General features: G+C 64.6%; 23 protein-coding genes and 1 other RNA gene. 6 read left to right on the top strand and 18 right to left on the bottom strand.

From position 1 onward, the window contains the following. Positions 1-38 precede the first annotated feature (38 nt). Positions 39-617 carry a TetR family transcriptional regulator gene (locus tag KK137_RS07200; protein WP_214535466.1) on the top strand — a complete coding sequence of 193 codons (579 nt, stop codon included), beginning with the start codon at positions 39-41 and terminating at the stop codon, positions 615-617. Here KK137_RS07200 and KK137_RS07205 read toward each other — a convergent pair. Genes KK137_RS07205 through KK137_RS07215 form a run of 3 tightly spaced genes read right to left on the bottom strand, consistent with a single transcriptional unit; the run spans position 602 to position 3,634 of the window. Further along, complete coding sequence (locus KK137_RS07205) at positions 602-1,486, bottom strand: hypothetical protein (RefSeq protein ID WP_214535467.1); 885 nt, start codon at positions 1,484-1,486, stop codon at positions 602-604. The two genes, KK137_RS07200 and KK137_RS07205, sit on opposite strands and share 16 nt — an antisense overlap. 22 nt (positions 1,487-1,508) lie before the next feature. Next, positions 1,509-1,850: a YbaB/EbfC family nucleoid-associated protein gene (locus KK137_RS07210; RefSeq protein ID WP_214535468.1), complete on the bottom strand. Its 342-nt coding sequence runs from the start codon at positions 1,848-1,850 to the stop codon at positions 1,509-1,511. Next, positions 1,847-3,634, bottom strand: a complete 1,788-nt coding sequence (locus KK137_RS07215; RefSeq protein WP_214535469.1) for a DNA polymerase III subunit gamma/tau — start codon at positions 3,632-3,634, stop codon at positions 1,847-1,849. Before KK137_RS07215 ends, KK137_RS07210 begins: the two co-directional genes overlap by 4 nt. Before the next feature lie 86 nt (positions 3,635-3,720). On the opposite strand from KK137_RS07215, the gene KK137_RS07220 reads away from it, so the two are divergent. Then, positions 3,721-4,779, top strand: coding sequence for a hypothetical protein (locus tag KK137_RS07220; protein WP_214535470.1), 1,059 nt, complete (start codon positions 3,721-3,723; stop codon positions 4,777-4,779). Positions 4,780-4,787: 8 nt separating this feature from the next. Here KK137_RS07220 and ffs read toward each other — a convergent pair. The 5 genes from ffs to KK137_RS07245 form a co-directional block, all read right to left on the bottom strand. Further along, positions 4,788-4,882, bottom strand: an RNA gene (gene ffs / locus KK137_RS07225) — signal recognition particle sRNA small type. Positions 4,883-4,945: 63 nt separating this feature from the next. After that, positions 4,946-5,224: an ETC complex I subunit gene (locus KK137_RS07230; RefSeq protein ID WP_214535471.1), complete on the bottom strand. Its 279-nt coding sequence runs from the start codon at positions 5,222-5,224 to the stop codon at positions 4,946-4,948. 33 nt (positions 5,225-5,257) lie between these two features. Then, positions 5,258-7,681, bottom strand: coding sequence for an ATP-dependent helicase HrpB (gene hrpB, locus KK137_RS07235; RefSeq protein ID WP_214535472.1), 2,424 nt, complete (start codon positions 7,679-7,681; stop codon positions 5,258-5,260). A 57-nt stretch (positions 7,682-7,738) separates the two neighbouring features. Then, positions 7,739-8,122 carry a DUF1801 domain-containing protein gene (locus KK137_RS07240; RefSeq protein WP_214536057.1) on the bottom strand — a complete coding sequence of 128 codons (384 nt, stop codon included), beginning with the start codon at positions 8,120-8,122 and terminating at the stop codon, positions 7,739-7,741. A gap of 10 nt (positions 8,123-8,132) precedes the next feature. Continuing rightward, entirely contained in the window at positions 8,133-9,143 is a 1,011-nt protein-coding gene (locus tag KK137_RS07245; protein WP_214535473.1) for a polyprenyl synthetase family protein, read from the bottom strand. Positions 9,144-9,208: 65 nt separating this feature from the next. Here KK137_RS07245 and KK137_RS07250 point away from each other — a divergent pair, with 65 nt between their 5' ends. Further along, positions 9,209-9,514 carry a chorismate mutase gene (locus tag KK137_RS07250; RefSeq protein WP_214535474.1) on the top strand — a complete coding sequence of 102 codons (306 nt, stop codon included), beginning with the start codon at positions 9,209-9,211 and terminating at the stop codon, positions 9,512-9,514. A gap of 49 nt (positions 9,515-9,563) precedes the next feature. On the opposite strand, the gene KK137_RS07255 is transcribed toward KK137_RS07250, so the two are convergent. The 5 genes from KK137_RS07255 to KK137_RS07275 all read right to left on the bottom strand — a co-directional run bounded on the left by KK137_RS07255 (position 9,564) and on the right by KK137_RS07275 (position 13,520). Continuing rightward, the gene (locus KK137_RS07255; protein WP_214535475.1) at positions 9,564-10,064 is read right to left on the bottom strand and encodes a hypothetical protein; all 501 of its coding nucleotides are present in this window, start codon (positions 10,062-10,064) and stop codon (positions 9,564-9,566) included. A gap of 152 nt (positions 10,065-10,216) precedes the next feature. Continuing rightward, entirely contained in the window at positions 10,217-11,701 is a 1,485-nt protein-coding gene (locus tag KK137_RS07260) for a sensor histidine kinase (protein WP_214535476.1), read from the bottom strand. After that, complete coding sequence (locus KK137_RS07265; RefSeq protein WP_055920224.1) at positions 11,631-12,311, bottom strand: response regulator transcription factor; 681 nt, start codon at positions 12,309-12,311, stop codon at positions 11,631-11,633. Before KK137_RS07265 ends, KK137_RS07260 begins: the two co-directional genes overlap by 71 nt. 90 nt (positions 12,312-12,401) lie before the next feature. Then, positions 12,402-12,734 carry a PepSY domain-containing protein gene (locus tag KK137_RS07270; protein WP_214535477.1) on the bottom strand — a complete coding sequence of 111 codons (333 nt, stop codon included), beginning with the start codon at positions 12,732-12,734 and terminating at the stop codon, positions 12,402-12,404. Positions 12,735-12,812: 78 nt separating this feature from the next. After that, complete coding sequence (locus tag KK137_RS07275; RefSeq protein WP_214535478.1) at positions 12,813-13,520, bottom strand: SIMPL domain-containing protein; 708 nt, start codon at positions 13,518-13,520, stop codon at positions 12,813-12,815. A gap of 166 nt (positions 13,521-13,686) precedes the next feature. Between KK137_RS07275 and KK137_RS07280 the strand changes: the two genes are divergently transcribed. Further along, positions 13,687-15,483: an ABC-F family ATP-binding cassette domain-containing protein gene (locus KK137_RS07280; protein ID WP_214535479.1), complete on the top strand. Its 1,797-nt coding sequence runs from the start codon at positions 13,687-13,689 to the stop codon at positions 15,481-15,483. A 28-nt stretch (positions 15,484-15,511) separates the two neighbouring features. On the opposite strand, the gene KK137_RS07285 is transcribed toward KK137_RS07280, so the two are convergent. Continuing rightward, a complete protein-coding gene (locus tag KK137_RS07285) occupies positions 15,512-17,314 on the bottom strand; it encodes a DUF885 domain-containing protein (protein WP_214535480.1) in 1,803 nt (600 codons plus the stop codon). A gap of 101 nt (positions 17,315-17,415) precedes the next feature. Next, a complete protein-coding gene (locus KK137_RS07290) occupies positions 17,416-17,889 on the bottom strand; it encodes a DUF6456 domain-containing protein (RefSeq protein WP_214535481.1) in 474 nt (157 codons plus the stop codon). A 90-nt stretch (positions 17,890-17,979) separates the two neighbouring features. Between KK137_RS07290 and KK137_RS07295 the strand changes: the two genes are divergently transcribed. Both KK137_RS07295 and KK137_RS07300 read left to right on the top strand, forming a co-directional pair. Then, the gene (locus KK137_RS07295) at positions 17,980-18,552 is read left to right on the top strand and encodes a helix-turn-helix domain-containing protein (RefSeq protein WP_214535482.1); all 573 of its coding nucleotides are present in this window, start codon (positions 17,980-17,982) and stop codon (positions 18,550-18,552) included. Continuing rightward, positions 18,552-19,733 (top strand): glycosyltransferase, encoded by a 1,182-nt coding sequence (locus KK137_RS07300; protein WP_214535483.1) that lies wholly within the window; start codon positions 18,552-18,554, stop codon positions 19,731-19,733. The genes KK137_RS07295 and KK137_RS07300 overlap by 1 nt, the downstream gene beginning before the upstream one ends. 204 nt (positions 19,734-19,937) lie before the next feature. Here the strand turns inward: KK137_RS07300 and secF are convergent, their stop codons facing one another. The 3 genes from secF to yajC are packed head-to-tail and all read right to left on the bottom strand — an operon-like array spanning position 19,938 to position 22,876. Then, the gene (gene secF, locus KK137_RS07305; RefSeq protein ID WP_214535484.1) at positions 19,938-20,912 is read right to left on the bottom strand and encodes a protein translocase subunit SecF; all 975 of its coding nucleotides are present in this window, start codon (positions 20,910-20,912) and stop codon (positions 19,938-19,940) included. 12 nt (positions 20,913-20,924) lie between these two features. After that, positions 20,925-22,535, bottom strand: a complete 1,611-nt coding sequence (gene secD, locus KK137_RS07310; protein WP_214535485.1) for a protein translocase subunit SecD — start codon at positions 22,533-22,535, stop codon at positions 20,925-20,927. Between the two features lie 20 nt (positions 22,536-22,555). Beyond that, positions 22,556-22,876: a preprotein translocase subunit YajC gene (yajC, locus tag KK137_RS07315; RefSeq protein ID WP_214535486.1), complete on the bottom strand. Its 321-nt coding sequence runs from the start codon at positions 22,874-22,876 to the stop codon at positions 22,556-22,558.

Consider the following 22,876-nt stretch of genomic DNA (forward strand, 5'->3'; position numbering starts at 1 on the left):
AGTTGACTTTAACAGTGTTAAATTGTCAAGATGCGCCCATGGCGCGACGCAAGGAAAAGACGCTCAATCGAGACGAGGTGCTTCGGGAAGCTTTCGTCTTGCTGGACCAGCGCGGTCTCGCCGGGCTGAGCATGCGCGCCTTGGCCGAACGGCTCGATGTGCAGGCCCCGGCGCTGTACTGGCACTTCTCAGACAAGGCCGAGCTGACCAGCCTGATGACCCGCGCCATCTACGACGAGGCCCGCAGCGCCGTCACGTCTGGCGGGATGGCCAGCGACTGGCTGCTCGCCTATGGCCGAGCGCTCCACCATCGCCTCGCCACGCAACGCGATGCGGCGCGGCTCTGCGTCAATGCCGTGCCGCTGGAGCCAAGCTCGAAAGACGCCGCGTCGTCTATCGCCCTGCCCCTCACGACGCGGGGAATGGAATCGGAAGCGGCCCTCGAAGCTATCGGCTCGGTAACCTCGCTGGCGCTTGGCTGGGCAAGCTTCGAGGCGAACGGACCGATGCACGCCTTCCTTGAAGACATCATCGATATCGACCGGAGCTTTGAACGCGGCCTTCAGGCGCTGGTCTTGGGCCTCAACGCAGGCATCCAGATTCAGCCGAGCACCTGATAGGCTACCGTCAGAAGGTGGTAGCTACGAACCGGCCTTCCGCTCGCGTCCTTGACGGGCTCGTATTGAGCCCGCGCCATGAGGATTCCGCAAATATCGCCTTCATAACGTTCGTCCACAACCGGCCTCATGACACGGCAAGACTCCGGTTTTCCCTCCGTGTCGATGATCAGACGAAACGTGACTCGCGAGTTACGACCTACAGCCAGGAGCCCAGCGGGAAACCGACTTTGAATCGGGCGCGACCACCCCATCATGTCCTTGGGGAGCGCGCGCTGCGAAAGAGAAGCATCGACGTGAGGATCGATACCCCACGACGACAGGAGGTCCGCAAGGCACGCGCGCATGGCCTCCATCGGTTTGGTTAGCTCTCCGGTCTTGAGCAAGAATCCATGATCCGAGCCATCTTCGACATAGAGATCGGTCACCGCGCCTTCGCGAGCCGCGCGGTCCTCGCTACTCCAGTCGGGAAGCGGTTCTCGTGTGTCGCCGGCCAACAGCTCGCGCAGACTGTCCGGGAAAGACAGCGCTCGCCTATCCGATCCGTAATCCCCGTATGCGGCGAGGTGCTGTACCCGCAACGGTCCATTCGGCCCGAAGCGCGATTTCGGGACGCGCTTCTGGCTCGTCAGCAGGCTGCTGCCGAGCGTGACCAGGAATTCGTCACCCGGAGCAAACTGGCGAAGCTCGAGCCACATGGACCGTGTCGGATCGCCAAAGGAACGCCGCAGAGCGCAACTGTCGTCGGCGTAATCCATGATCCATCTGGATGAAGGGTCGAGCGTCTCGACCTCCACCTCGGCGTTAGCGACACTCGCGAGCGTGAGCACGAGAAGGCCCGCACTTGCACGCGCGATCTGCCGAGCCAAGTTCGGCCCCCCCGGGTTGAGGCTACCCAAGCCCAGGCAAATTGAATCCCGGCGGCAGGCCCATGCCCTGTTGAACCCGCTGCATCTCTGCATTGGCGGCCTGGTCGGCCTTGGTGCGGGCATCATTGAAGGCGGCTGCGACGAGGTCCTCCAGCATCTGCTTGTCTTCGGGCACGATCAGGCTGTCGTCGATCGACACGCCTAGCAGGCGACCCTTGGCTGTGCAGCGAATCTTTACCAGGCCGCCGCCAGAGACGCCTTCGACTTCAAGCGAATCAAGCTTGGCCTGCGCCTCGCCCATCTGCTTCTGAATTGTCTCGGCCGCGGCTTGGGCGGCCTTCATCATCTCTTCCATCGACTTCATGATGCTCTGCTCCAATTCTTCTCGCCGCGGTGGCCGGAAATCTCGGCCTCGTCGACGATCTCGGCATCGGGAAAGGCCGCAAACGCCGCTTCGACGAGCGGGGTCTTCCGGATGCGTTCGGCTTCCGCCGCCTTTGCCGCTTCCGCCTGTTCGCGCAAGGTCGGTGTGCCCTCACCCGATCCGCGTTCCACCAGCCAGCGCTGGCCTGTGGCCTTGAGCAGGGCATCGCGCAGTTCGGGGCTCGGATCGTCCGAGAAACCCGGCGCAGGGGCGAAGGTCAATTGTCCCGGTGCGAGGTCAATCACCCGGATCCAGTCGCGCATTACGCCGGCGACACGAAGCATGCCCGCGCGATCGACTGTCTCGCACAATTCGGCCCAGTCGACTTTCGCAACGGGGGCGGTCGCCGGAGCCGAACCCCCATTCCCACCAGTCCCCACACCGCTCGCGACCAGCTCGCCAAGTTGTTTCGCAAGAGTGCCCGGATCGGGCATGTCGGCGGCGTGGAGCACGCGAAGAAGTGCCATCTGGGCCGAAACCAGCGGGTCCGGTGCGCCACGCACTTCGTCGTGCCCCTTGAGCAGGAGCTGCCACAGGCGATGAACCTGGCCGGCCGATAGACGGCCGGCCCATTCCTCGATCGCCTGCCGTTCCTCTTGCGTCGGCGCGTCGGCCCCTGCGCCTCCGACCTGGGTCACAGCGACCCGGTGAACCACGTCCATGAGTGTGCGGAGCAAGGCCAGCGGCTCGACGCCGAGCGAATATTGCCGCTCGACCTCAGCGAGCATGGCCTGCGGATCACCTTCCAGGATCGCGCCGAACAACCGCCGACGAGCGGATTTGTCCGCCAGGCCAAGCATGTCGCGCACGCGGTCGGCGGTGACCTTGCCGTCGGTGTCGAGGTCGGCATGGGCGATGGCCTGGTCGAGGATAGACAGCCCGTCGCGCACCGAGCCTTCCGCGGCCGACGCGATCATGTGCAGCGCCTCTTCTTCAGCCTCGACACCTTCCTGGCGGCAGATGCTGGCGAAGTGCTGTTGAAGCATGGGAGTGGGAATCCGCCGCAGGTCGAACCGCTGAGTGCGGCTGAGCACCGTCACCGGCAGCTTGTCGACCTCGGTGGTCGCGAACAGGAACTTCACATGCGCTGGAGGTTCCTCAAGTGTCTTGAGCAAGGCATTGAAAGCATTGCGGGACAGCATGTGAACTTCGTCCACGATGTAGATCTTGTAGCGCGCGCTAACCGCCGCGTAACGCACCGCTTCGATGATCTCGCGCACGTCGTCGACGCCCGTGTGGCTGGCAGCGTCCATCTCGATCACGTCGATATGACGCCCCTCGGCGATGGCGACGCAGGGCTCGCATTGGCCGCAGGGGTCGATTGTCGGGCCCCCTTGCCCATCGGGACCGACGCAGTTGAGCGCCTTGGCAATCAGGCGCGCAGTCGAAGTCTTCCCGACCCCGCGCACGCCCGTCATCAGGAAGGCATGGGCCAGCCGGTCACGCTCTATTGCATTGGCGAGTGTGCGGACCATCGGTTCCTGGCCGATGAGCTCGGAAAAAGTCTGCGGACGGTACTTGCGTGCGAGGACGCGGTATGGCTGCGCTGGCTCGGGTGCAGCAGCTGGAGCTGTGGCAGTCTTCTCGGGCGTCGGCGGAGACGCGGCCGGCGGCTCTGGAGGAGCGCCGAACATCGAAGACTGACCGGCGGCCTCAAGCTCGGCTGCGCTCGGCGGGGTCTCGAGGAATTCTTCCTCGTCAGGCACCTCAGGTCGATCGGACATGGACCCAATCTAGGACCGAAGGCCTGGCTTGTCGAAGGGGCCGGGGCAATTTATCTCCCACTTCAATCACTAGGGGGGAACGGCGCATGCGCTTGCGAGGATTGTGCCTGCTTGTCGCGCCGGCGTTGATCGCGCAGCCCGCACGGGCCCAGGAAACGATCCCGCTGCCCGACGCGGCAGTCATTGAACAGATGTGTTCGTCGGTCGGGGCTCTGCAATACACCTTCGGAGAGACTGGTGTTCCTGGAGGCGACCGCCTGCTGCGGACGCTGTCCAAGGGCTTTCCCCTTCCCGCATCGGCCGCGCCGTTTGATCATGCGAAACCGTGGTCGACCGAGTGGTCCGATCGCTTGTTCGGCATGGAATACACCACCTCTGCCAAGGAGACTGAGGACGCGTTCTCCGAGTTCGCGCGTGGGCTTGGCGACGTGCTCGCGCCAAAGGGTTGGGAATTGCAGCCAGAGGACTTCGACCCCCCGCTCTACATGCTGACACTCGCGGGCGATCAGACGTGGCTGCGCTCCATCGATACGGAACAGGGACCGATCCAGCTGGTGCTTGGCCTCAGCAATTCGCCACTGGGCATGACGCTCGCCTGTGGTCGCGGGGACCTGGCAGAGGTTCATGCACGCGAAGCGTTCGGCGACTTGCCGCCCGGTACGCCACGCCCCAAGGCGCCCGAAGTCCCGATACCGGCCCTGCTCAGCGAGGCCGATTGCGGAAAGCCCGACGTCGCTGCGGAAATCGCCAGGGTCTTCGCGACCGAATCAACGGATGGCTTCATGGCCTCCATGGTTGCGCGGACCACTTATCGCGACCGGCTTACGAGTTGGATGACCTGGAAGCTGGAGCAGTCTGGGAAGATCTCAACCGAAGCGCTGATCGATCTGGGCTTTGCATCAATCGGGAGCGCGACGCCGGGCGGCGATCCATTTGCCCAGTTCGGCATGATCCAGGAAATGCTCGAACTGTTAGGTCCCGTCGCTCAGGCCGAGGAGGCGGGCGATGCCGCCGCACTCTGCCGCACCTTGGTGCAGTTGCAGGACTGGTTCGCCCGCGTCGATGCGTTGACACTGAAACAGACCGAAGCGTCGCAAGCCGCGATGACTGCGGAGGCCGCCCGGTTGGGCGTGTCATTCGACTAACATTTCAAGAAATAGGAGCCGGGCGACCCGCTGCCATCCGTTGTGGCTGCTTCCTTCCGGACCTGACCAGGTTGGCGGACGCGAACGTCCACCCGACTCCCGGGCGGGCATATGGCGGGCACTCTGGTAGATTGCAAGCTGCTAGAGCGAGCTTGCGCGCAGAGGTTTAGCGGAAGTTGTCCGCGTAAGCCTGCAGCTTGAGGCGCCTGGGAGGTGTTTCGTGGAGCTTGGCGTCGATGCCGTACTTCTCGGCATAGGCGATCGCGGCTTCCTTGTTCGGAAAGCGCAGCGAAAGCTGTTGGCGTGTGTCGCCGCTGCCGGCCCAGCCCATCAGGGGGTCGGGCTTCTTCGCCTCCGCCGGAACGAAGTCGAGAATCCACTGACTGGTGAGCGCCTTGCCCGATTGCATGGCGTTCTTCGGGCGCTGGTAGATACGAGCGTGCATGGATCACGCCTTTCCTTCGGAACGGCGGGGAAATCAAGAGCGCAGAAAGGCGTTTTTCGTCTTGAGGCTAGGGGCTTCGGCCCACGGCTCCTCCGGCCAGCGATGCTTGGGGTAGCGACCCTTCATTTCCTTGCGCACGTCGGCCCAGCTGCCGCGCCAGAATCCCGGGAGGTCGCGGGTTGCCTGGAGGGGACGTCCCGCAGGGCTGGTGAGCTTGAGCAACAGCGGAGTGTCGCCGATCATCGGATGCCGCTCGAGGCCGAACAGCGCTTGCACCCGCACCTCGACGCAAGGGGCGTCTGGGCCTGAGTAGTCGATCGGATGGGTTGTGCCGGCGGGTGTCTCAAACTCGCGCGGGGCCAGCTTATCGAGCCGCTGGCGCGCGTCCCAGTCGAGCAAGGCCAACAGGGCGTCGGTCAGCTTGCCCTTCGGAATGTCCAGGTCCCTCCGACCTTGCAGCAAGGGAACGAGCCACTCCTCCGCGGTTTCGGCAAGTCGCGCGGGATCGAGCGCCTCGACGCCGACAAAAGCAGCACGGGCGCGGAGGTCTATCGGCAGGATGTCCTCAAGGTTTTGCACCGCCTTTTCCACAAGCAGCGCGGTCACGGCAGAAGCGTCGGGCTTCGGATCGGGGCCGCTCACCAGGGTGACCGTGCCGAGCCTGCGCTCAAGCCGCGCCTCGACCCGCTCACCCGTCCAGCGCAACACCGATCGGCGCTCGATCTTATCTCCCAGCCATTGCTCGACATCCGTAGTCGTCAGCGGCAAGGCGGCCGTGATCCGCGCCGCCTGCGCCCTGCCCTGCGCATCGCCGATGGCCAGCCACTCGGCCGACGCGAGTGGGGAGCCCGGATCGAGCGAGTAGCCGCGCCCTCCGGCTGAGAGCCAGCTTTCGCCAGTGACGTCACGACGTCGTGCGAGGTTGTCGGGTAGTGCGAAAGCGAGGAGGATGCCAAGCGGTGGCGGAATTCCTTCCGCGTGAGACTTGCGAAGGCCACGCGCCTTTGCCGCCCACCCCTCTGCCAGCTTGACTGAAGCCTTGGCGCGCGGCGACCGGTCGCCATCCCACCGGCTGAGGCGCTGTGCCAAGTCCTCGCCCTTCCCGCCAAGCCCTCGCTCCTGCAGCAGCAGCGCAAGCTTGGCCGCCTCCAGGCCCGCCCCATGCTCGGCGCCGAACAAGAGCATGGCAGCCTGCCACGGCTCCATCGGCAGCGCCGCGATACGGCGGCCGCGTTCGGTGATCTTCCCTTGGGCGTCTAGCGCGTCCAGCTTGGCCAACCGCTCGCGAGCCGCGCTTGATGCAGCGGGCGGCGGCGGGTCTAGCCAGGCCAGAGTCGCCGGGTCGCCCACGCCCCATTGCGCCAACGCCAATAACAGGGGCGCGAGATCGGCGGCCACTATCTCGGGGGGATCGAAAGCCTCCCTGCCCGCATGCGCGGCCTCTTCCCACAGCCGATAGGCAACGCCGGGCCCTTGCCTGGCCGCACGGCCAGCCCTTTGCGCAGCCGCCGCCTGGCTCGATCGCCGGGTCACGAGGTGCGTGACCCCGGCGGCAATGTCGAATTCAGCCCGCCGCGAGAGCCCGCTGTCGACCACCACCGAGACGCCTTCAAGGGTGATCGAGGTTTCGGCAATGCTGGTGGCGAGCACGATCCGGCGGCGGCCCTCCCCATCACGGCGGATCGCGGCACGTTGCGCCGTAGGTTCGACCTGGCCGTGCAGAGGCAAGATCGGCACTTGCGGCAGACGCTCAGCCAGGCGCTCACGGGTACGCTCGATTTCGCCGACCCCGGGGAGGAACGCGAGAAGATCGCCTTCCTCCTCGCGCCAGGCCGAGAGGATGGCGCTCGCCATCGCTTCGTCGGTGCGCAGCTCCGGCCGGCTGCCGAGCCATTTGATCGTCAAAGGATAGGCCCGCCCCTCGCTCTCGATCACCGGGGCGCCGTCACCGAGCAGGCGGGCAAAGCGGGCTCCGTCGATTGTAGCGGACATGACCAGGATACGCAGGTCTTCGCGCAAGACGGACTGGCTTTCGATCGCCAACGCCAGACCCAGGTCGCTGTCCAGATGACGTTCGTGAGCTTCGTCGAACAGGACCGCGGAGACGCCCTCCAATTCCTGGTCGCCGAGGATGCGGGAGACGAAGATTGCCTCGGTCACGACGAGAATGCGCGTGGCCGATGATTGCTTGCTATCGAGCCGTGTGAGGTAGCCGACACGCTGGCCAACCGGCTCCCCCAGCATCTCGGCCATTCGCTCCGCTGCCGCACGCGCGGCGACGCGGCGCGGGCTGAGCAGGATGACCTGGCCGGTGCACCAGTGCTGGTCGATCAGCGCCGGAGCGACAGCGGTGGTCTTGCCGGCGCCGGGGGGCGCAACAAGGACGGCGGAGCTGCGCGAGCGCAACGCACCCAGAAGGTCGGGCAGGACGGCGTGTATGGGGAGGTCCAGGCTCACGTCAAAGCCCCTACCGTCTTAGCCTTTCCCGCGAAAGCGGGCCCAGTGGGTTGGAGGTCAGTCTGTGCCGAGTATCGTCGGATCGCCCACCTCGCGGTTCAACCGCGCGGCCTCGTTGGCCAGTTGCCGGACAATCGCGCTGTCCATCGCCTCGCCCTGCCGGAAGACGATGTTCCCCAGTTCATATTTCCCGCTTGGCCTGATTCGCGGTTCGATCCCGGTGAGGCGCTTGCCGCGCCAGAATCCGAACACGACCCGCTCTTCCTCGACATGAATGAGAATGCACGGCCCATTGTGGACAAACACCAGGTTGCCCCACTTGATGATCTCATCGAACTTCGCGGCCGAGTTCACGGCCGCTCTCAACGCCGTCACGAGCGCGGCCTGCCAGCCAATCAGCTCAGCGATGAAGGCGTCCGGATTGGCGGCCGCCTTCATCATCGCCACGGGATCAATATCCCCGGCTGACCGCGAACTGGGCCGCTTCGACCATCGCCCGGCGCGCGCTGCCGTCCGGAAAGATCGACAGGGCGTCGCAAGCGCGCTGTGCGAAATGGCGTGCGCGTTCGCGTGTCGCCGTGACACAATCGTGGCGACGGATCAGGTCCACGGCATGCGCGAGATCTTCATCCTCGGTACGGAAGCCCGCAATGGCTTCCTGCCAAAAGCGCCGCTCTTGGTCGTCGCCGCGCGCATAAGCGAGAATGACCGGCAAGGTCATCTTGCCTTCACGGAAATCGTCACCCCGGTCCTTGCCCATTTCAGCAGCCGAACTGTCATAGTCGATCGCGTCGTCGACAAGCTGGAAGGCAATGCCCAGGTTGCGGCCGTAATCGTCTAGAGCCCGTTCTTCAGCCTCGCTGCATTCGGCGACAACCGCCGAAATACGACTGGCAGCGGCGAACAGCGCCGCGGTCTTGGCGCCGATGATGTGAAGATAGCGCTCTTCGCTGGTCTCTATCCTGCGCTGTGCCGTCAACTGATCGACTTCACCCTGCGCAATGATCGCACTCGCCGAGGACAGGATCTTGAGCACCTTGAGGCTGCCGTCTTCGACCATAAGCTCGAACGCGCGCGCGAAAAGGAAGTCGCCGACGAGGACCGTGGCCGGATTGCCGAACACGATATTCGCCGTTTCCTTGCCGCGGCGGGTTTCCGATCCGTCGACAACGTCGTCATGCAAAAGAGTCGCGGTGTGGATGAACTCAACCGCAGCGGCGAGCTTATGGTGTCGCGCGCCCTGATAACCCACCAGATCGGCCCCTGCGAGCGTAAGCATCGGCCGCATGCGCTTGCCGCCGCCCGCGATCAGATGACCGGCAAGCGCGGGAATCAGCGGAATCTCACTCTGCATGCGGTCGAGGATGATGGCATTGACGGAGTTCATCGCCGTCGCCGTCAGCGACAAGATGGGAGTGAGCGACGGCTCCTTGACGGGTAAGGGGACGACCTCTGCGCTCATGCGGCGCAGATGGCGACCCGGCGCCCGCTTGGCAAGCGCGGAATCCCTGCTAACCCTGCAAACCTATGGCCAGCCAAGCGCAAACTCCAAAACCGGATGCGGTCCTTGCGGGATACCGCAAGTCGATCGACAACATCGATGCCGCCCTGATCCACATGCTGGCGGAGCGGTTTCGCATCACCCAGGCTGTTGGCGAATACAAGGCGGAGTCGGGGCTTCCGGCAAGCGATCCGACGCGTGAAGCTCGCCAGATCGAGCGATTGCGGGCCCTCGCCGTTGACGCCGATCTCGATCCTGAATTCAGCGAAAAGTTCATTCGCTTCGTGATCGACGAGGTCATCCGCCACCACCGGCGCGCGGCAGAGAAGTGATCGGTCCCTGGGCGGCGGCCGCTTCGGCCGCCGCTTCTGCAATCTCCGACTATGCGGTCGGGATGTCGTCCTGACACTTTTGAAAGACTTGCGCGATGGCGTCCTTCCCGCCGGTTACGGTGAATGACGTTTCCACCCAACGGCGGCGTTCCGGGTTCATTCGCACGCTAAGCGTTTGTGCCCCGGAAAGCCCCGAGAGAAGGCGTTGCAGCGTCTTCTCCGTCGTCTGGTTCACGGCAGTCGCCATCTGTTCATAGAAGCGATAGCGCTCTTCGACCGTGGCTCCGGTATCAAAGCGAAGCTGGATGGGGCGCATCTCGAACTTGGTGTTGTTGGGCGGGACCAGCTTTTCTTTGGAAATGATCGCCGCGTAGACGGTGCCCTTGCCGGGCTTGTCGCACTTCAGCATCAATTGAGAACCGTCCGCGCCCTGCACACCGGCACCGAACGAACCGTCCGCCCCCTCGAAGAAACCCCAGGCCGAATTCTGCGCCTGGGCCCCAACCGAAGCCAAGGCAACGATTGCCACACCCGCCACCAAATACCGCATCAACTTATCTCCCCTACCCCTTGAGTCCTGATCCGGTAGGTCAGGGACACGCCCCACCTGCCGCCGGTCGTTGCTCAAGTTTCTCGCTGAATTTCATCCAGCTACAGACACATCCTACCGACTCGAAACAGGTGGGGCAACGCCCGGAATGGTCATCCCGCCCTCGGGAGCCTGAGCATGACCATCAGGCCGCCCAGATCCTCGCTCTCGCCCAATTCGACTTCGCCGCCATAGATCTCGACCACGTCGCGCACGATGGCGAGGCCAAGCCCGGTACCGGGCTTCTCGGTGTCAAGGCGAGCCCCACGTGAAAATAACTTGGCTCGATCGGTCTCCGAAATGCCGTTGCCATCATCTTCGATCCAGATGTCGCACAACCGGGCGTTCGGCACTGCGTCCACCGTCACAAATACGCTTCCACCACCGTATTTGGCGGCGTTCTCGATGAGGTTGCCGAGTACCTCGTCAAGGTCCTGACGCTCCATCGCCACCGCCGCGGTTTGCGACCCATCGGTATCGAATCGCACTTTGGGATAGAGCCGCGCCACGGCGCGCTCCACGCCCTCGACTGATTGCAGGACGTTGGTGCGCGAATGTCCCGTCGCCCGGCGGCCGACCGCGCGAGCTCGCGCCAGATGGTGATCGACTTGCCTGCGCATGGTCGCCGCTTCTCGCAGGACTGTCGCATCCAGGTCCGGGGAATGAGCCGAGGCGGCGTTGGTCAACACCGTCAGGGGGGTCTTGAGCGCGTGGGCCAGGTTCCCGGCGTGGGTCCGGGCCTCCTCGGCCTGGCGCTCCGAGTGAGCCAGCAAGGCGTTCAATTCGTCGACCATCGGTTGAACCTCAAGCGGCAAAGCGTCGGTGACGCGATTGGCCCTGGCGGTCCGGATATGCGCTATCGCCCGTCGAATGCGGCGTAAGGGTCCGAGGCCATACCAGGTCTGCAGCCCGGCCATGATGAACAAGCCGATCCCGAGCACCGCGAAGCTCCAAACCAGGATCGAGCGGATGGCTGAAATCTGCTGGTCAAGTTCGTTGCGATCCCCGGCGACGATGAATTGCCAGTCGTTGTCGCTGCCAGGCACACGAATGGTCTGCTCGACCATGCGCAGGGTTTCGTCCGGAAACTGTCTGGAATCGTAATAGATCGGTTCGTCTCGCGAGACCTTGCCGCTCGCTTCGAGAGTGCGGTCCCACAACGAGCGCGAGGGCATGGGTTCGTGCCCGTTGCCGTTGATCTGCCAGTAAAGACCGCTGTTCGGCTCAAGGAAACGCTGATCGCCGAGCGCGCGGTTGAAGTAGATCTCGCCTTCCGGCCCGACTTCCGCCGAGGCGATCATCGCCGTCAGCATGTATTGGAGCCGCTCGTCGAACTCGTTGGTCAGCAGGCCGGTAATTGTCTGGTTGAGCGCCACGCCCCCAAGCAGCAGCAGGATTGAAATCCAGCCGGCCGCGATCACCATCATCCGGCGAGCAAGACTGCCGGTGTGCTGTGGCGGCCCCTTCCCGTTGTCCGGCCCCACCGGCGGCGCGTCCGCCGGCGCGGCCTTCACCGCACCAGGCGCTTCATTCGCCGCGCGAAGGGTCGTCGGGGTCGTCGAGGCTGTAGCCGAGGCCACGGATGGTGGTGATGACATTAGCACCCAACTTCTTGCGAATACGGGTGACGAAAACCTCGATCGTATTCGAATCGCGGTCGAAATCCTGATCGTAGATGTGCTCGATCAGTTCGGTGCGGCTGACTACCTTGCCCTTGTGGTGCATGAGGTAGCTGAGCAACTTGTATTCCTGCGCTGTGAGCTTGACCGGTTCCCCGGCCAGCGTGACGCGGCCCGAACGAGTATCGAGCCTTACGCCCCCTGCCGTCAGCTCCGAACTCGCATTGCCCGAGGCGCGGCGAATGAGCGCGCGCAGACGGGCGATAAGCTCCTCGGTCTGGAAGGGTTTGGCGAGATAATCGTCCGCACCGGCATCGAGCCCGGCCACCTTGTCTGACCAGGAATCGCGCGCTGTCAGCACCAAGACGGGGAAGTTCCGCCCTTCCCGGCGCCACATGCCGAGCACAGTCAGCCCGTCGATCTCCGGCAAGCCAAGATCGAGGATGGCGGCGTCGTATTGTTCGGTCGAGCCGAGGAAATGCCCGTCCTCGCCGTCGGTGGATAGATCCACCGCATAGCCGGTCTGTTCCAGCGTTGATTTCAACTGCTGGCCCAGCGTCGGTTCGTCCTCGACGATCAGGATGCGCATTCATATTCCCCTGCTTTGACGCGGCCCACGATGTGGGCTTTTGAACGAAACGCGTCAACGGGGTGGCCGTTTCCGGCAAGTGCCGGAAGCCTATTTGGATACGCGCAGCACGCGGCCGGTACGGGCGTCGACGTCGACCCAGGTGACCTGGCCTTCCTTGATGAATTTGAGGCGATAAGCGCTCGCCGCGGAATCGTACTCGAAACCAAGATAGTCGCTGCCCCTCATTTGTGGAACGATACGGCGCTCGATATCCCGCGAGGACATATTGCGGCCGGCGTTCATTTCCTCCCGCGCGGTCGCCTGATCGCTGCGCGACGAATCGCCTCTCCCCCTGTCCCCGCGGTGTTGCGCGGCCGCAGGAGCGGTAAGGCCGCCGGCGCAGAGTGCAGCCGCGGCAAGAGAGGCGATGAGCTTGCGCATGACCTCTCTGTGCCTAGGGCTATGGCATTGAACAAGGTGTGAATGCCGCTGTGCGGTGCAATTCAGGTTGGAGTGTGGCTATCGGGTCAACTCATAAGTCACCGTAACGGTGACTCCGGCCTGGACCATGCCCGGCTGCACGGGCGTTGAGGCATCGGCCGCTGCCTGGGCCTGCATCCGGAACATCGGCATCGGCGGTTGCTGCGAGACGCCCTCGCGGACCTGCAACAGGCGGACGTCGGAGAAACCTGCCCCGCGCGCATAGTCGAGCGCCAGCGTCCGCGCGGTCGCCATCGCCGTCTGCCTGGCCTGAGCCCGAGCGCCCGTATTGTCATCTACCGAGAATTCCGGTCCGCCAATGTCCGTGGCTCCGGCGGCTACGAGGGCATCGAGGACTTCTCCCGTGCGCGAGACGTCGCGCAGCTTCACGCTGACCCGGTTGGACACCTGGAAGCCGCGGAACACCTGCCGCTGCGTGGCGGGGTCGAAATCGTATTGCGGGCCGAGATTGATCCCCGTCGTCTGAATGTCGCGCTCCGGCACGCCCAGTTGCTTGATCCTGGCCGTCACCGCCGTCATCGCCTGGGCGTTCGCCCGCATGGCCTCGTTCGCAGTGGGCGCCTGCGTCGTCACGCCGGCGCTGACGGTGACGATGTCGGGCGCGATTTCCACGCTTTCATTGACCGTCAGTTCGACCACCGGACCGCTGGAAGCAACCTGCACCTGGGCATCGGCAGGGGCAGCGAGCGCGGCGGAAGCAAGAACAGGCAGGACGTATTGTTTCATCGGGGTTTCTCCGTTCGAATGCGCCTTGGCTGGGCGTCTGGCGATTACGCGCACCTTAACCGTGGGGTTCCTTCCCAAGACGGTGCCGACCGGCCCGAGCCTTTCTCACCGGGCGAGAAACGTCGTGATTGCGTAAGTCGCGGGAAAGGCTCTAAGCGCCGCGCCCATGGCGGAAGCACCGATCCTCTCCTGGGAAGGCCTGGGACTACAGCAAGGCGGCCGCTGGCTGTTTCGCGACCTCGACCTGCACATCGGCCCGCGCGACAGGCTCGCGCTGATCGGGCGCAACGGCGCGGGCAAGACGACCTTGCTCAAGCTGGTCGCGAACCTCATCGAAGCCGACAAGGGCAAGCGCTCGATCCAGCCCGGCACCCGCGTGGTGCTGATGGAGCAGGAGCCGAACTTCGCGCCCTTCGAGACGTTGATGGACTTCGCGCTCGCGGGCGAAGACGCCCCGAAACAGCACGAGGTCGAAGCCATCGCCGGCCAGCTCGGGATAGACATGACCCGCCCGGCAGCCACGGCCAGCGGGGGCGAGAAACGCCGCGCATCGATTGCCCGCGCGCTGGCCCAGGATCCCGACCTCCTCTTGCTCGACGAGCCGACCAACCACCTCGACCTGGCGGCGATCGACTGGCTTGAAAGCTGGCTCAACCGCTTCAAGGGCGCTTTCATCGCCATCAGCCACGACCGTACTTTCCTGAAGCGCCTCACGCGCGCGACCTTGTGGCTCGACCGAGGTTCGATCCGGCGCAAGGAAGTCGGCTTCGGCGGCTACGAGGCCTGGGAAGAGCAGGTCTACGCCGAGGAAACCCGCGCGGCCGAGAAGCTCGACGCGAGGCTCAAGCTCGAAGCTCACTGGCTCGAGCGCGGCGTGACCGCGCGGCGCAAGCGCAACCAGGGCCGGCTCGAAGCGCTCCATCGCATGCGGGCGCAGCGTGCGGCCATGATCGGCAAGGCCGGTACCGCCAAGCTCGCGCTGGAGTCCGAGGCCGATGTACGCACCAAGTCGGTTATCGTGGCCGAGAACGTGACCAAACGCTTCGGCGAACGCACCGTGATCCGCAACTTCACCCTGCGTATCCAGCGCGGTGACCGGATCGGCGTGGTCGGCGCGAACGGCGCGGGCAAGACCACCCTGCTCAAGCTCCTGACCGGCGAGCTCGCGCCCGACGAGGGCTCGGTGACGATCGCCAAGACGCTGCACGGCGTGATGATCGACCAGCAGCGCAGCCTGCTGGCCGCCGACAAGAAGGTGCGCGATATCCTGGCCGAAGGCGGCGATTGGCTCGACGTGCGCGGGGTGCGCAAGCACGTGCAGGCCTATCTCAAGGACTTCCTGTTCGAGCCTTCGCTGGTGGACGCGCCCATCGCCTCGCTGTCAGGCGGGGAGCGCTCTCGCTTGCTGCTGGCGCGTGAGTTTGCCCGCAAGTCGAACCTCCTGGTGCTCGACGAACCGACCAACGATCTCGATCTCGAAACGCTCGACCTGCTACAGGAAGTGATCGCCGACTACGACGGCACCGTCCTCATCGTCAGCCACGACCGCGACTTCCTCGACAGGACCGTGACGGTCACGCTCGGCCTCGACGGCTCGGGCACGGTCGACATCGTCGCCGGGGGTTACGAGGACTGGGAGGCGAAACGGAAGAAGCCCGCGGCGCCCGCCGCAAAGAAACCCGTGCGCGACACCGCGCCCACGGCCGCACCAAGTTCGTCGGCCCCTGCCAGGAAGACCAAGCTCACCTACAAGGACCAGCGCGACTACGACCTGCTCCCCGCGCGGATCGAGGAACTCGATGCCGAGATCCTCAAGGGCGAGCATGCCCTGGCCGACCCGGACCTCTACACTCGCGACCCGGCGCAGTTCGGCCGCCTGACCGAGAAGCTCGACAAGCTTCGGGCGGAGAAGGACGCAGCCGAGGAACGGTGGCTAGTGCTGGCGGAGATGGTCGAAGGTTAGTCCCCCTCCCGCTTGCGGGAGGGGAGATTTAGGCCGTCTTCACCCGCGCGGCCCAGGCCGCCACTCGTTGGTCGAGTAATTCGAGCGGCATGCTGCCTTCCTTCAGAATCTCGTGGAATTGCCGCAGGTCGAACTTCGCGCCGAGCTCCTGTTCGGAGCGACGGCGGAGGCGGACCCATTCGTTCTGGCCGATCTTGTAGCTGCAGGCCTGCCCAGGCGAAGCGCAGTACCGCTCGATTTCGCGTTGGGCCATTGGCCGAGCGTAACCAGTGTTAGCCACGAGGTAATCGGTCGCCTCCTCGCGGGTCCAGCGCTTGGCGTTGAGGCCGGTATCGACCACCAGCCGCGCCGCGCGGAACAGCCAGCTCTGCAGCGCTCCGGCTTTTTCGATTCCGGTATACCCGTCCAGCTCGTCGGCCAGCATCTCGGCATAAAGCGCCCAACCCTCACCGTGTGCAGACAGCCAGTAGTTCTTGAGCAGCAACGGCAGGTCCTCGTCCTGCTGCAGCAGGCTGAGATGCAAGTGATGCCCCGGCACGCCCTCATGATAGGTCAGCGCCGGAAGAGTGAACTTCGGCCATTCGGCCGTGTCCTTGAGGTTGATCCAGTAAATCGCCGGCCGCGAACCATCGAGCGAGGCGATATTGTAATAGCCGCTGGGTGCACCGTCCTGAATCTCCACCGGCACCCGTTTGACGACGAGCGGCTGACTGGGGATCGTGGCGAAAGCCTTCGGCAGCTTGGCCTGCATCGCCTCCACGCCGTGGTTGAGCGACGCGATTAGGGCCTCGCGCCCCGCGTCGTCGTTGGGGAAGAGCTGGTCTGGGCGCTCGCTTAGCTGGATCAGGCGCTCGCCGACCGTACCGCTGGTCAATCCGTCCGCCCGCATCAGCTTGTCGAGCTCGGCACTGATTTCCGCGACCTGCTCCAGCCCGGTCCGGTGAATCTCCTCGGGCGAGAGCGGCGTGGTAGTGAAATAGTCGAGGGCCTGGGCGTAGATCTCGTCGCCGCGCGGCACGCGCCATACGCCGTCGCCGGCAGGCGTGCTCGGCCTCAGGCCTTTCAGCAATTCGAGCTGCCGCCGCAAGGCGGGATAGACCTCCCCTTCGACCAGCTTGGTGGCACGGGCCTGCCAATCACCAGACAGGTTCTTCTCCCCGGTGCGGCGGACCAAGGAGCGGACCATGTTGTTCTCGCCTGGCGCGGGCCGGAGTTGCGCTTCGATCTGGCCCATCGCCAAGTCGAGCGACCAGCCGGGCGCAAGATAGCCGCGCGCCGCATCGGCCCGCTGGTTCTCGCTTTGCTCGTCGAGGCGTTGGGGAAAAGCTTCGAGCCGCGAAAGATAGGCTTCGGCGTCGGCGGCGGTTTCAACGGGATGGGTGGAATCGAGAAAGTCGGGGATCTGGAAGTAAATCCCGTCCTGCTGGCTGATGCGATAGGGCGCGCCGACGTGCTGGATGCCAAACGGCTCGGATATCAAACGCTTGCCCAGCAAGTATTCGACAATCTCGCGCCGCACCTGCCAGGTTTCCGACAGACCCTCGGGAGAGATCGCCTTGACCTCGCCGAGCATCTTGCGCGCATGATCGGCCGCGGCGCGCTCGGAAGCGGGCCCCGTCTCATCGAGCCGCGACCGCATCGCGGCGTCAACTCCGGTATCGAGCCCGAGCGAGGTCATCGCTTGCGGACTGAGCAGCATGTCGCCACGGAACGTGCGGTCGATGACATCCCGCAGGGCTGCATCGCCCTGGGTCTGCGCGAAGGCCGGCCAGGGAACGCTGGCCGCGATGGCCGCTGCGCCGGTGCTGACCAGGAATTGCCGTCTTTTCATGTGCCACCCCAAATTCGAATTGGAAGAGAAAGGGCCGTGCCCCGAGTTCTGACAGGTTGCCGCGCGTCGCTCAATCTCGCGCGGCTCCTTTTCGATCGACGTCAACGGATACGATAGAAGTCCGCCACCCTGTCGAGCGCCAGCTTGAGGACGAGCTTGCCGCTGCGCGCGGGCCAGTCGAGGGCCTTTTCCGCGGTGGGCAAGGTCTCGCAAGCACAGACGACGCGCCAGAGAATGTCTTCAAGTCCCTTGCCGGCCGCTGCCACGGCTCCGTCGAAGCGATCGCGGGCCGCGAGCTGCCTTTCAGTGGGAGCCATGCCGCCAGATCCGCTACCCTTGATCCGCACAGGGCTCCAACTCATCGTGATCGAGGGCGAGAGACTAGCCCGCTCATAATCGGACCGCAGCCTTTCCCCGGCATCGAACAGCCGGTCTTCGAGGTGGCCATGCGCGTGAAGCCAGCCGAGCGGTGATTCCCCGACGTTCACGGTGACGCTACGCCGGCGCCGCGCAGCACCGTTGCGGCGGCGTGGACCTTCCGGGGTAAGTTCTCGTTCTACCAATTTGCGACGCATGCGAATCTCCTGCAAAGCCGAATCGGACCTTGCCAAATCCGCATGGTTGTAGGAAAGTGAAAAAACCTAAATGGTTATAGGGGTCAGATCGTGATCAATCGCATTCGAGATATTCGCAAGCAGAAGGGCATGACTTTGTCGGAAGTCGCCGCTGCCTGCGATCCGCCGACCACGGCCCAGACGATTGGGCGCCTTGAAACGGGCATGCGTAACCTCTCTCTCGTGTGGATGAACCGGATTGCGGCGGCGCTGGGTGTCGATCCGGAACTGCTGGTCAAGGGCGACGTGGCCGAGACAACCATGATCGTCGCTCGCCTGACCGAGAGCGGGGCGGAGCCGCTGGCCTCCCCGCGCGACGCGATCCTGCCGACCGACCTTGGCGGTGAGGGCGCGCTCGTCTGCCTGACGGTCGACGCGCCTCAGGGCGAATATCGCGCCGGCGATCAGTTGTGGCTGCGGCAAGTCGATGCCGACCAGGCGCCCAAGCTGATCAATCGTGACGTGCTGGTCCCGCGATCGGGCGGACGGTTCGCGTTCGGCCGGTTGATCGATCGGCAGGGAACACTCGTCGGCCTGCTCCCTCCGGGAAGCGGGCAGCGGCAGATCGTGGTCGACAAGCCGGCCTGGCTGGCGGTGGCGGAGATGCTGGTCCGCAAATTGTGATGCGCGTCCTTTCGATCTCGACGCTTTACCCAAACGCGTACCAACCGCGCTTTGGCGCTTTCGTCGCGCGGCAGATGGAAGCCCTCGCCGCTCGTGGCGACTGGGACGTCACGGTGATCAATCCCATAGGCGTGCCGCCCGTGCCGATGGGCCGGTACAAATCCCTGGCGAAAGCCGCAGTCACCGACGTCGAAGGCGGAGTGACCGTGCATCGGCCGCGCTTCACACTGGTCCCCGCGGTAGGCGGGCCGGTGAACCCGGCGATGATCGTCCGTGCAGTTCTGCCGCTCGCCCGGCGGCTTCACACCCTCGCCCCGTTCGACGTGGTCGATGCGCAATTCTTCTACCCGGACGGCCCCGCCGCCGCGCGGATCGCCGGGGAACTCGGCGTGCCCTTGTCGATCAAGGCGCGCGGTGCCGACATTTCGTTCTGGGCTGCCAAAGGCTACGCGCGGCGCCGGATGTTGCGCGCCGCGGCACAGGCAACTGGCCTGCTCGCCGTGAGCGAGGCTCTGGCAGCGGACATGGCGCAGAAGGGCTTTCCCGGCGAGAAGATCACCGTGCATTACACCGGCCTCGATCGAAACCTGTTCCGGCCATTGGGCCGCGAAGTGAGCCGGGCGCGCCTCGCCGTCGACCTGGGAGTGCTCGTACCGTCCGGGGCCCCCCTGCTGGCTAGCGTCGGGGCGCTGATCCCCCGTAAGGGCCAGCAATTCGTGGTCCGGGCACTCGCCCGGCTTCCGGAGACGCACCTGTTATTGGTCGGCGCCGGGCCCGATCGCGGTATGTTGGGCGATCTGGCCAGGGGCGGCGGCTATGCCGACCGGGTCCACTTCCTGGGCTCACTCGATCACGGCTTGCTTCCGGCGGTCCTTTCGGCGGCCGACGCGATGGTCCTGCCTTCCGCGAGCGAGGGGCTCGCCAATGCCTGGGTCGAAGCTCTGGCTTGCGGCTGTCCGCTGGTCATCACCGACGCTGGTGGCGCCCGGGAATTGCTGACCAGCGCCGATCAGGGCCGGATCGTCACTCGCGACGCCGAGGCGATCGCCGCGGCGGTGCGCGAACTGCTCGACAATCCCCCTCCCCGCTCGGCCGTCGCCGAAGGCGCCGCCCGCTTCAGCTGGGAAGCGAATGCGGCGGCCTTGGCGGAGTACTACGAGCGCCTGCTGGTTTCGGCCTAAGGGCTTCGTGCGGCGTTGCCGCGATCTCGATTCATTCACAGACGCAGAGAGAAGGCGACGAAACCTGTCACTGCTCGCAAGCGAGCCGCAAGGAAGGGGCTCAGGTCAAACCCGAACTTCACCGCGAGCACCCCTTCTCTGCGCCCTCTGCGTCTCGGCAAGAATCAAATCCGGGCGAGTCGAGAGACTCGCCCGTCGACGACCTTACGCCTCTCCGCGCGCCTTGCGATCCTGCTGGTCGGCACGGCTTTCGTTCGGCACGAAGCTGTCCGACGTGACGCCGAGCCACACCAGCACCGGCGTCGCCATGTAGATTGAGCTGTAGGTACCCACGAAGATGCCCAGCGTAATCGCAGCGGTGAAGCCAAAGATCACGTCCGGCCCCAGGATCAGCAGCGCGACCAGGGTGATCAGCAGCGAGGTCGACGTCACGATCGTGCGCGACAGCGTCTCGTTCACCGACAGGTCGAGCAGCTCGGGTAGCGGCATCCGGCGGTACTTCTTCAGGTTCTCGCGCACGCGGTCATAGACCACGATATTGTCGTTCAGCGAATAGCCGATCAACGTCAGAAGCGCGGCGACGATGTTGAGGTCGAACTCCATCTGCGTCAGCGCAAACAGACCGACGGTCAGCGTCACGTCGTGAACCAGCGCGAACAGCGCGCCGACACCGAACTGCCATTCGAACCGCACCCAGATGTAAATCGAGATACCCACCATCGCGAGCGCGAGGGCCAGCATGCCGGACTGGAACAACTCGCCGGAAACCTTGCCCGAGACCGAATCGACACCGTCGACCCTGACGTCGGGGTGGTTCGACTTGAGTGTGGAGACGATCCGTTCCGACATGACATTGGCCAGCGCCGTCTGATTTTCGCCTTCCGGAAGCTTCATCCGGATCGAGATTTCGTTCGGCTTGCCGAATTGCTGGATGATCGGCTCCCCGTAGCCGAGCTGATCTACCTCTTCGCGAACTTCGGCGAGAGGAGCAGACGGGCTTTCGGTGAAGGTCACGCGGATCATCTGGCCGCCGATGAAATCGACGCCCAGGTTGAGGCCCTTGGTAAACACCAGGCCGACTGACGCCGCCATCAGCAGGATGCTGAACGCGTAGAACGGCACGCGCCAGCGCAGGAACTTGATGTTCGTGTTGTCGGGAATGAGCTTGAGGAGTTTCATCGCGACAGCACCTTACAACACAATGTCCGTCGGCCGCTTCTTGCGCAGCCATCCGGCGACCCACATGCGGGTCAGGGTCACAGCGGTGAACACCGAGGTGACGATACCGATCATCAGCACGACCGCGAAGCCGCGGACCGGACCGGTGCCGAACATGAACATGATCACCGCCGCGATGACGTTGGTGACGTTGGCGTCCATGATCGCGCGGCTCGCTTCCTTGTAGCCCATCTCGACCGCCTGGACGACACGCCGGCCCCGCGCCCGTTCTTCCCGTATTCGTTCGTTGATCAGCACGTTGGCGTCGACCGCGGCACCGACCGTGAGAACGAGGCCCGCGATACCCGGCAGCGTCAGGGCCGCCAGCGGGCCGAGCAAGGCCATGGTGCCGAGGATCATCAGCAGGTTAATGATCAGCGCGATACAGGTGTAAACGCCGAAGCGGCCGTAGGTCACGATCATGAAGACCATCAGCAGGCCGAGGCCGACGAGCAGGCCGATGGCACCCTTCTGAATCGAGTCGGCGCCGAGGTCCGGACCGACCGTGCGCTCTTCGATAACGGTCAGGTCGATCGGCAGCGCGCCCGAACGCAGCGCAATGGCGAGCTGGTTGGCAGTCTCCACGGTGAAGCCACCGCTGATCTGCGCCTGGCCTCCGTCGATCGGCTCGTTGATGTTGGGAGCCGACAGCACTTCGCCGTCGAGGATGATGGCGAAAGGCTTGCCGACATTCTCGCGCGTGAGGATGCCGAAGCGGCGACCGCCCGCGGAGTCGAACTGGATCGACACCACCGGCTCGTTGGTCTGCGGGTTGAAGGACTGCTGGGCATTGGTCAGCGAGTTGCCGCGAATGCCGCCCAACCGCTTGACCGCGATGGAGGTACCCTGGCCGATCGTGCCTTCAGCGTAAGGGACGATCTGGCTGCCCGGCGGGGCGATGCCCTGCTGGATGTCGGATTGCAGCGCGGTCTGGTCGACCAGCTTGAATTCGAGTTCCGCCGTCTGGCCGAGCAACTCCTTGAGCTGCTGCGGATCCTGCAGTCCGGGAACCTGCACCACGATGCGGTTGTCACCCTGGCGGATGATTGTTGGCTCGCGCGTGCCGAGCGCGTCGATGCGCTTGCGCACCACTTCCGTCGCGCTTTCCATCGCATTCTTGACCGCGAGGTTCAGGCCGGCGGTGGTCTGCGTGAGAACGAAGCGGCTGCCGTCGACAACCTGGATTTGCCAATCACGCTGGCCGGTCAGCCCCGCGCCCGTGGTCAGCGGCTCGATCACGCCGCGGGCGGCGTCGACCTGGCTCGGATCCTCGAGCATGAAGGACAAGCGGCCGTTGGCGGTGGAAATGTCGCCGATACGGATTCGCGGGTTGGCATCGCGGAGCGCCGTGCGAACCGATTCTTCCATCGTTTCCAGGCGCTGCTTGGCAACCTGTCGCGGATCGCCTTCGAGGAGGATGTGACTCCCGCCGGCAAGGTCGAGCCCGAGGTTGATCATCGGGCTGGGAAGAAATTCGGGCCAGCGAGCGTTCGTCAGCGAAACCAGCGAGGGGACCGCCGCCAGCGCGAAGAAGAGCGTGATCGCCCAGAGATAAACGCGCTTCCAGGTTGGAAATTCAAGCATTTGGGCAGGACCTTGGCGGATCAGTCGTTAGCGGCGGTGCCGCCGGGCGGGACGATGTCGCCGATGGTCGACTTGACCGCCTTGACCTTCACGCCCTGGGCAATTTCGACCTCGACATAGAGATCGTCGACTTTGGTCACCTTGCCGAGCAACCCGCCGGCAGTGACGACCTGATCGCCCTTCTTCACCGCGGCGATCTTTTCGCGCTGGGCCTTCTGCTGGCGCATCTGCGGGCGGATGATGAGGAACCAGAAGATGGCGACCATGCCGACGATCGGCAGGAACTGGACCCATCCGGGGGCGGTGGCCGCAGTTGACCCTGCGGCAAGAATTTCAAGCAT

This window comes from Croceibacterium selenioxidans, from assembly GCF_018599195.1.
GTDB lineage: Bacteria > Pseudomonadota > Alphaproteobacteria > Sphingomonadales > Sphingomonadaceae > Croceibacterium_A > Croceibacterium_A selenioxidans.

Coding starts and splice junctions, on each gene's coding strand:
- yajC (WP_214535486.1), bottom strand. CDS start 22,876: ATGCTTGAAATTCTTGCCGCAGGGTCAACTGCGGCCACCGCCCCCGGA.
- KK137_RS07260 (WP_214535476.1), bottom strand. CDS start 11,701: ATGTCATCACCACCATCCGTGGCCTCGGCTACAGCCTCGACGACCCCG.
- secD (WP_214535485.1), bottom strand. CDS start 22,535: ATGCTTGAATTTCCAACCTGGAAGCGCGTTTATCTCTGGGCGATCACG.
- KK137_RS07245 (WP_214535473.1), bottom strand. CDS start 9,143: ATGAGCGCAGAGGTCGTCCCCTTACCCGTCAAGGAGCCGTCGCTCACT.
- KK137_RS07240 (WP_214536057.1), bottom strand. CDS start 8,122: ATGATGAAGGCGGCCGCCAATCCGGACGCCTTCATCGCTGAGCTGATT.
- KK137_RS07255 (WP_214535475.1), bottom strand. CDS start 10,064: ATGCGGTATTTGGTGGCGGGTGTGGCAATCGTTGCCTTGGCTTCGGTT.
- KK137_RS07280 (WP_214535479.1), top strand. CDS start 13,687: ATGGCGGAAGCACCGATCCTCTCCTGGGAAGGCCTGGGACTACAGCAA.
- KK137_RS07270 (WP_214535477.1), bottom strand. CDS start 12,734: ATGCGCAAGCTCATCGCCTCTCTTGCCGCGGCTGCACTCTGCGCCGGC.
- KK137_RS07300 (WP_214535483.1), top strand. CDS start 18,552: ATGCGCGTCCTTTCGATCTCGACGCTTTACCCAAACGCGTACCAACCG.
- KK137_RS07265 (WP_055920224.1), bottom strand. CDS start 12,311: ATGCGCATCCTGATCGTCGAGGACGAACCGACGCTGGGCCAGCAGTTG.
- KK137_RS07290 (WP_214535481.1), bottom strand. CDS start 17,889: ATGCGTCGCAAATTGGTAGAACGAGAACTTACCCCGGAAGGTCCACGC.
- secF (WP_214535484.1), bottom strand. CDS start 20,912: ATGAAACTCCTCAAGCTCATTCCCGACAACACGAACATCAAGTTCCTG.
- KK137_RS07215 (WP_214535469.1), bottom strand. CDS start 3,634: ATGTCCGATCGACCTGAGGTGCCTGACGAGGAAGAATTCCTCGAGACC.
- KK137_RS07220 (WP_214535470.1), top strand. CDS start 3,721: ATGCGCTTGCGAGGATTGTGCCTGCTTGTCGCGCCGGCGTTGATCGCG.
- KK137_RS07250 (WP_214535474.1), top strand. CDS start 9,209: ATGGCCAGCCAAGCGCAAACTCCAAAACCGGATGCGGTCCTTGCGGGA.
- KK137_RS07275 (WP_214535478.1), bottom strand. CDS start 13,520: ATGAAACAATACGTCCTGCCTGTTCTTGCTTCCGCCGCGCTCGCTGCC.
- KK137_RS07210 (WP_214535468.1), bottom strand. CDS start 1,850: ATGAAGTCGATGGAAGAGATGATGAAGGCCGCCCAAGCCGCGGCCGAG.
- KK137_RS07230 (WP_214535471.1), bottom strand. CDS start 5,224: ATGCACGCTCGTATCTACCAGCGCCCGAAGAACGCCATGCAATCGGGC.
- KK137_RS07200 (WP_214535466.1), top strand. CDS start 39: ATGGCGCGACGCAAGGAAAAGACGCTCAATCGAGACGAGGTGCTTCGG.
- KK137_RS07285 (WP_214535480.1), bottom strand. CDS start 17,314: ATGAAAAGACGGCAATTCCTGGTCAGCACCGGCGCAGCGGCCATCGCG.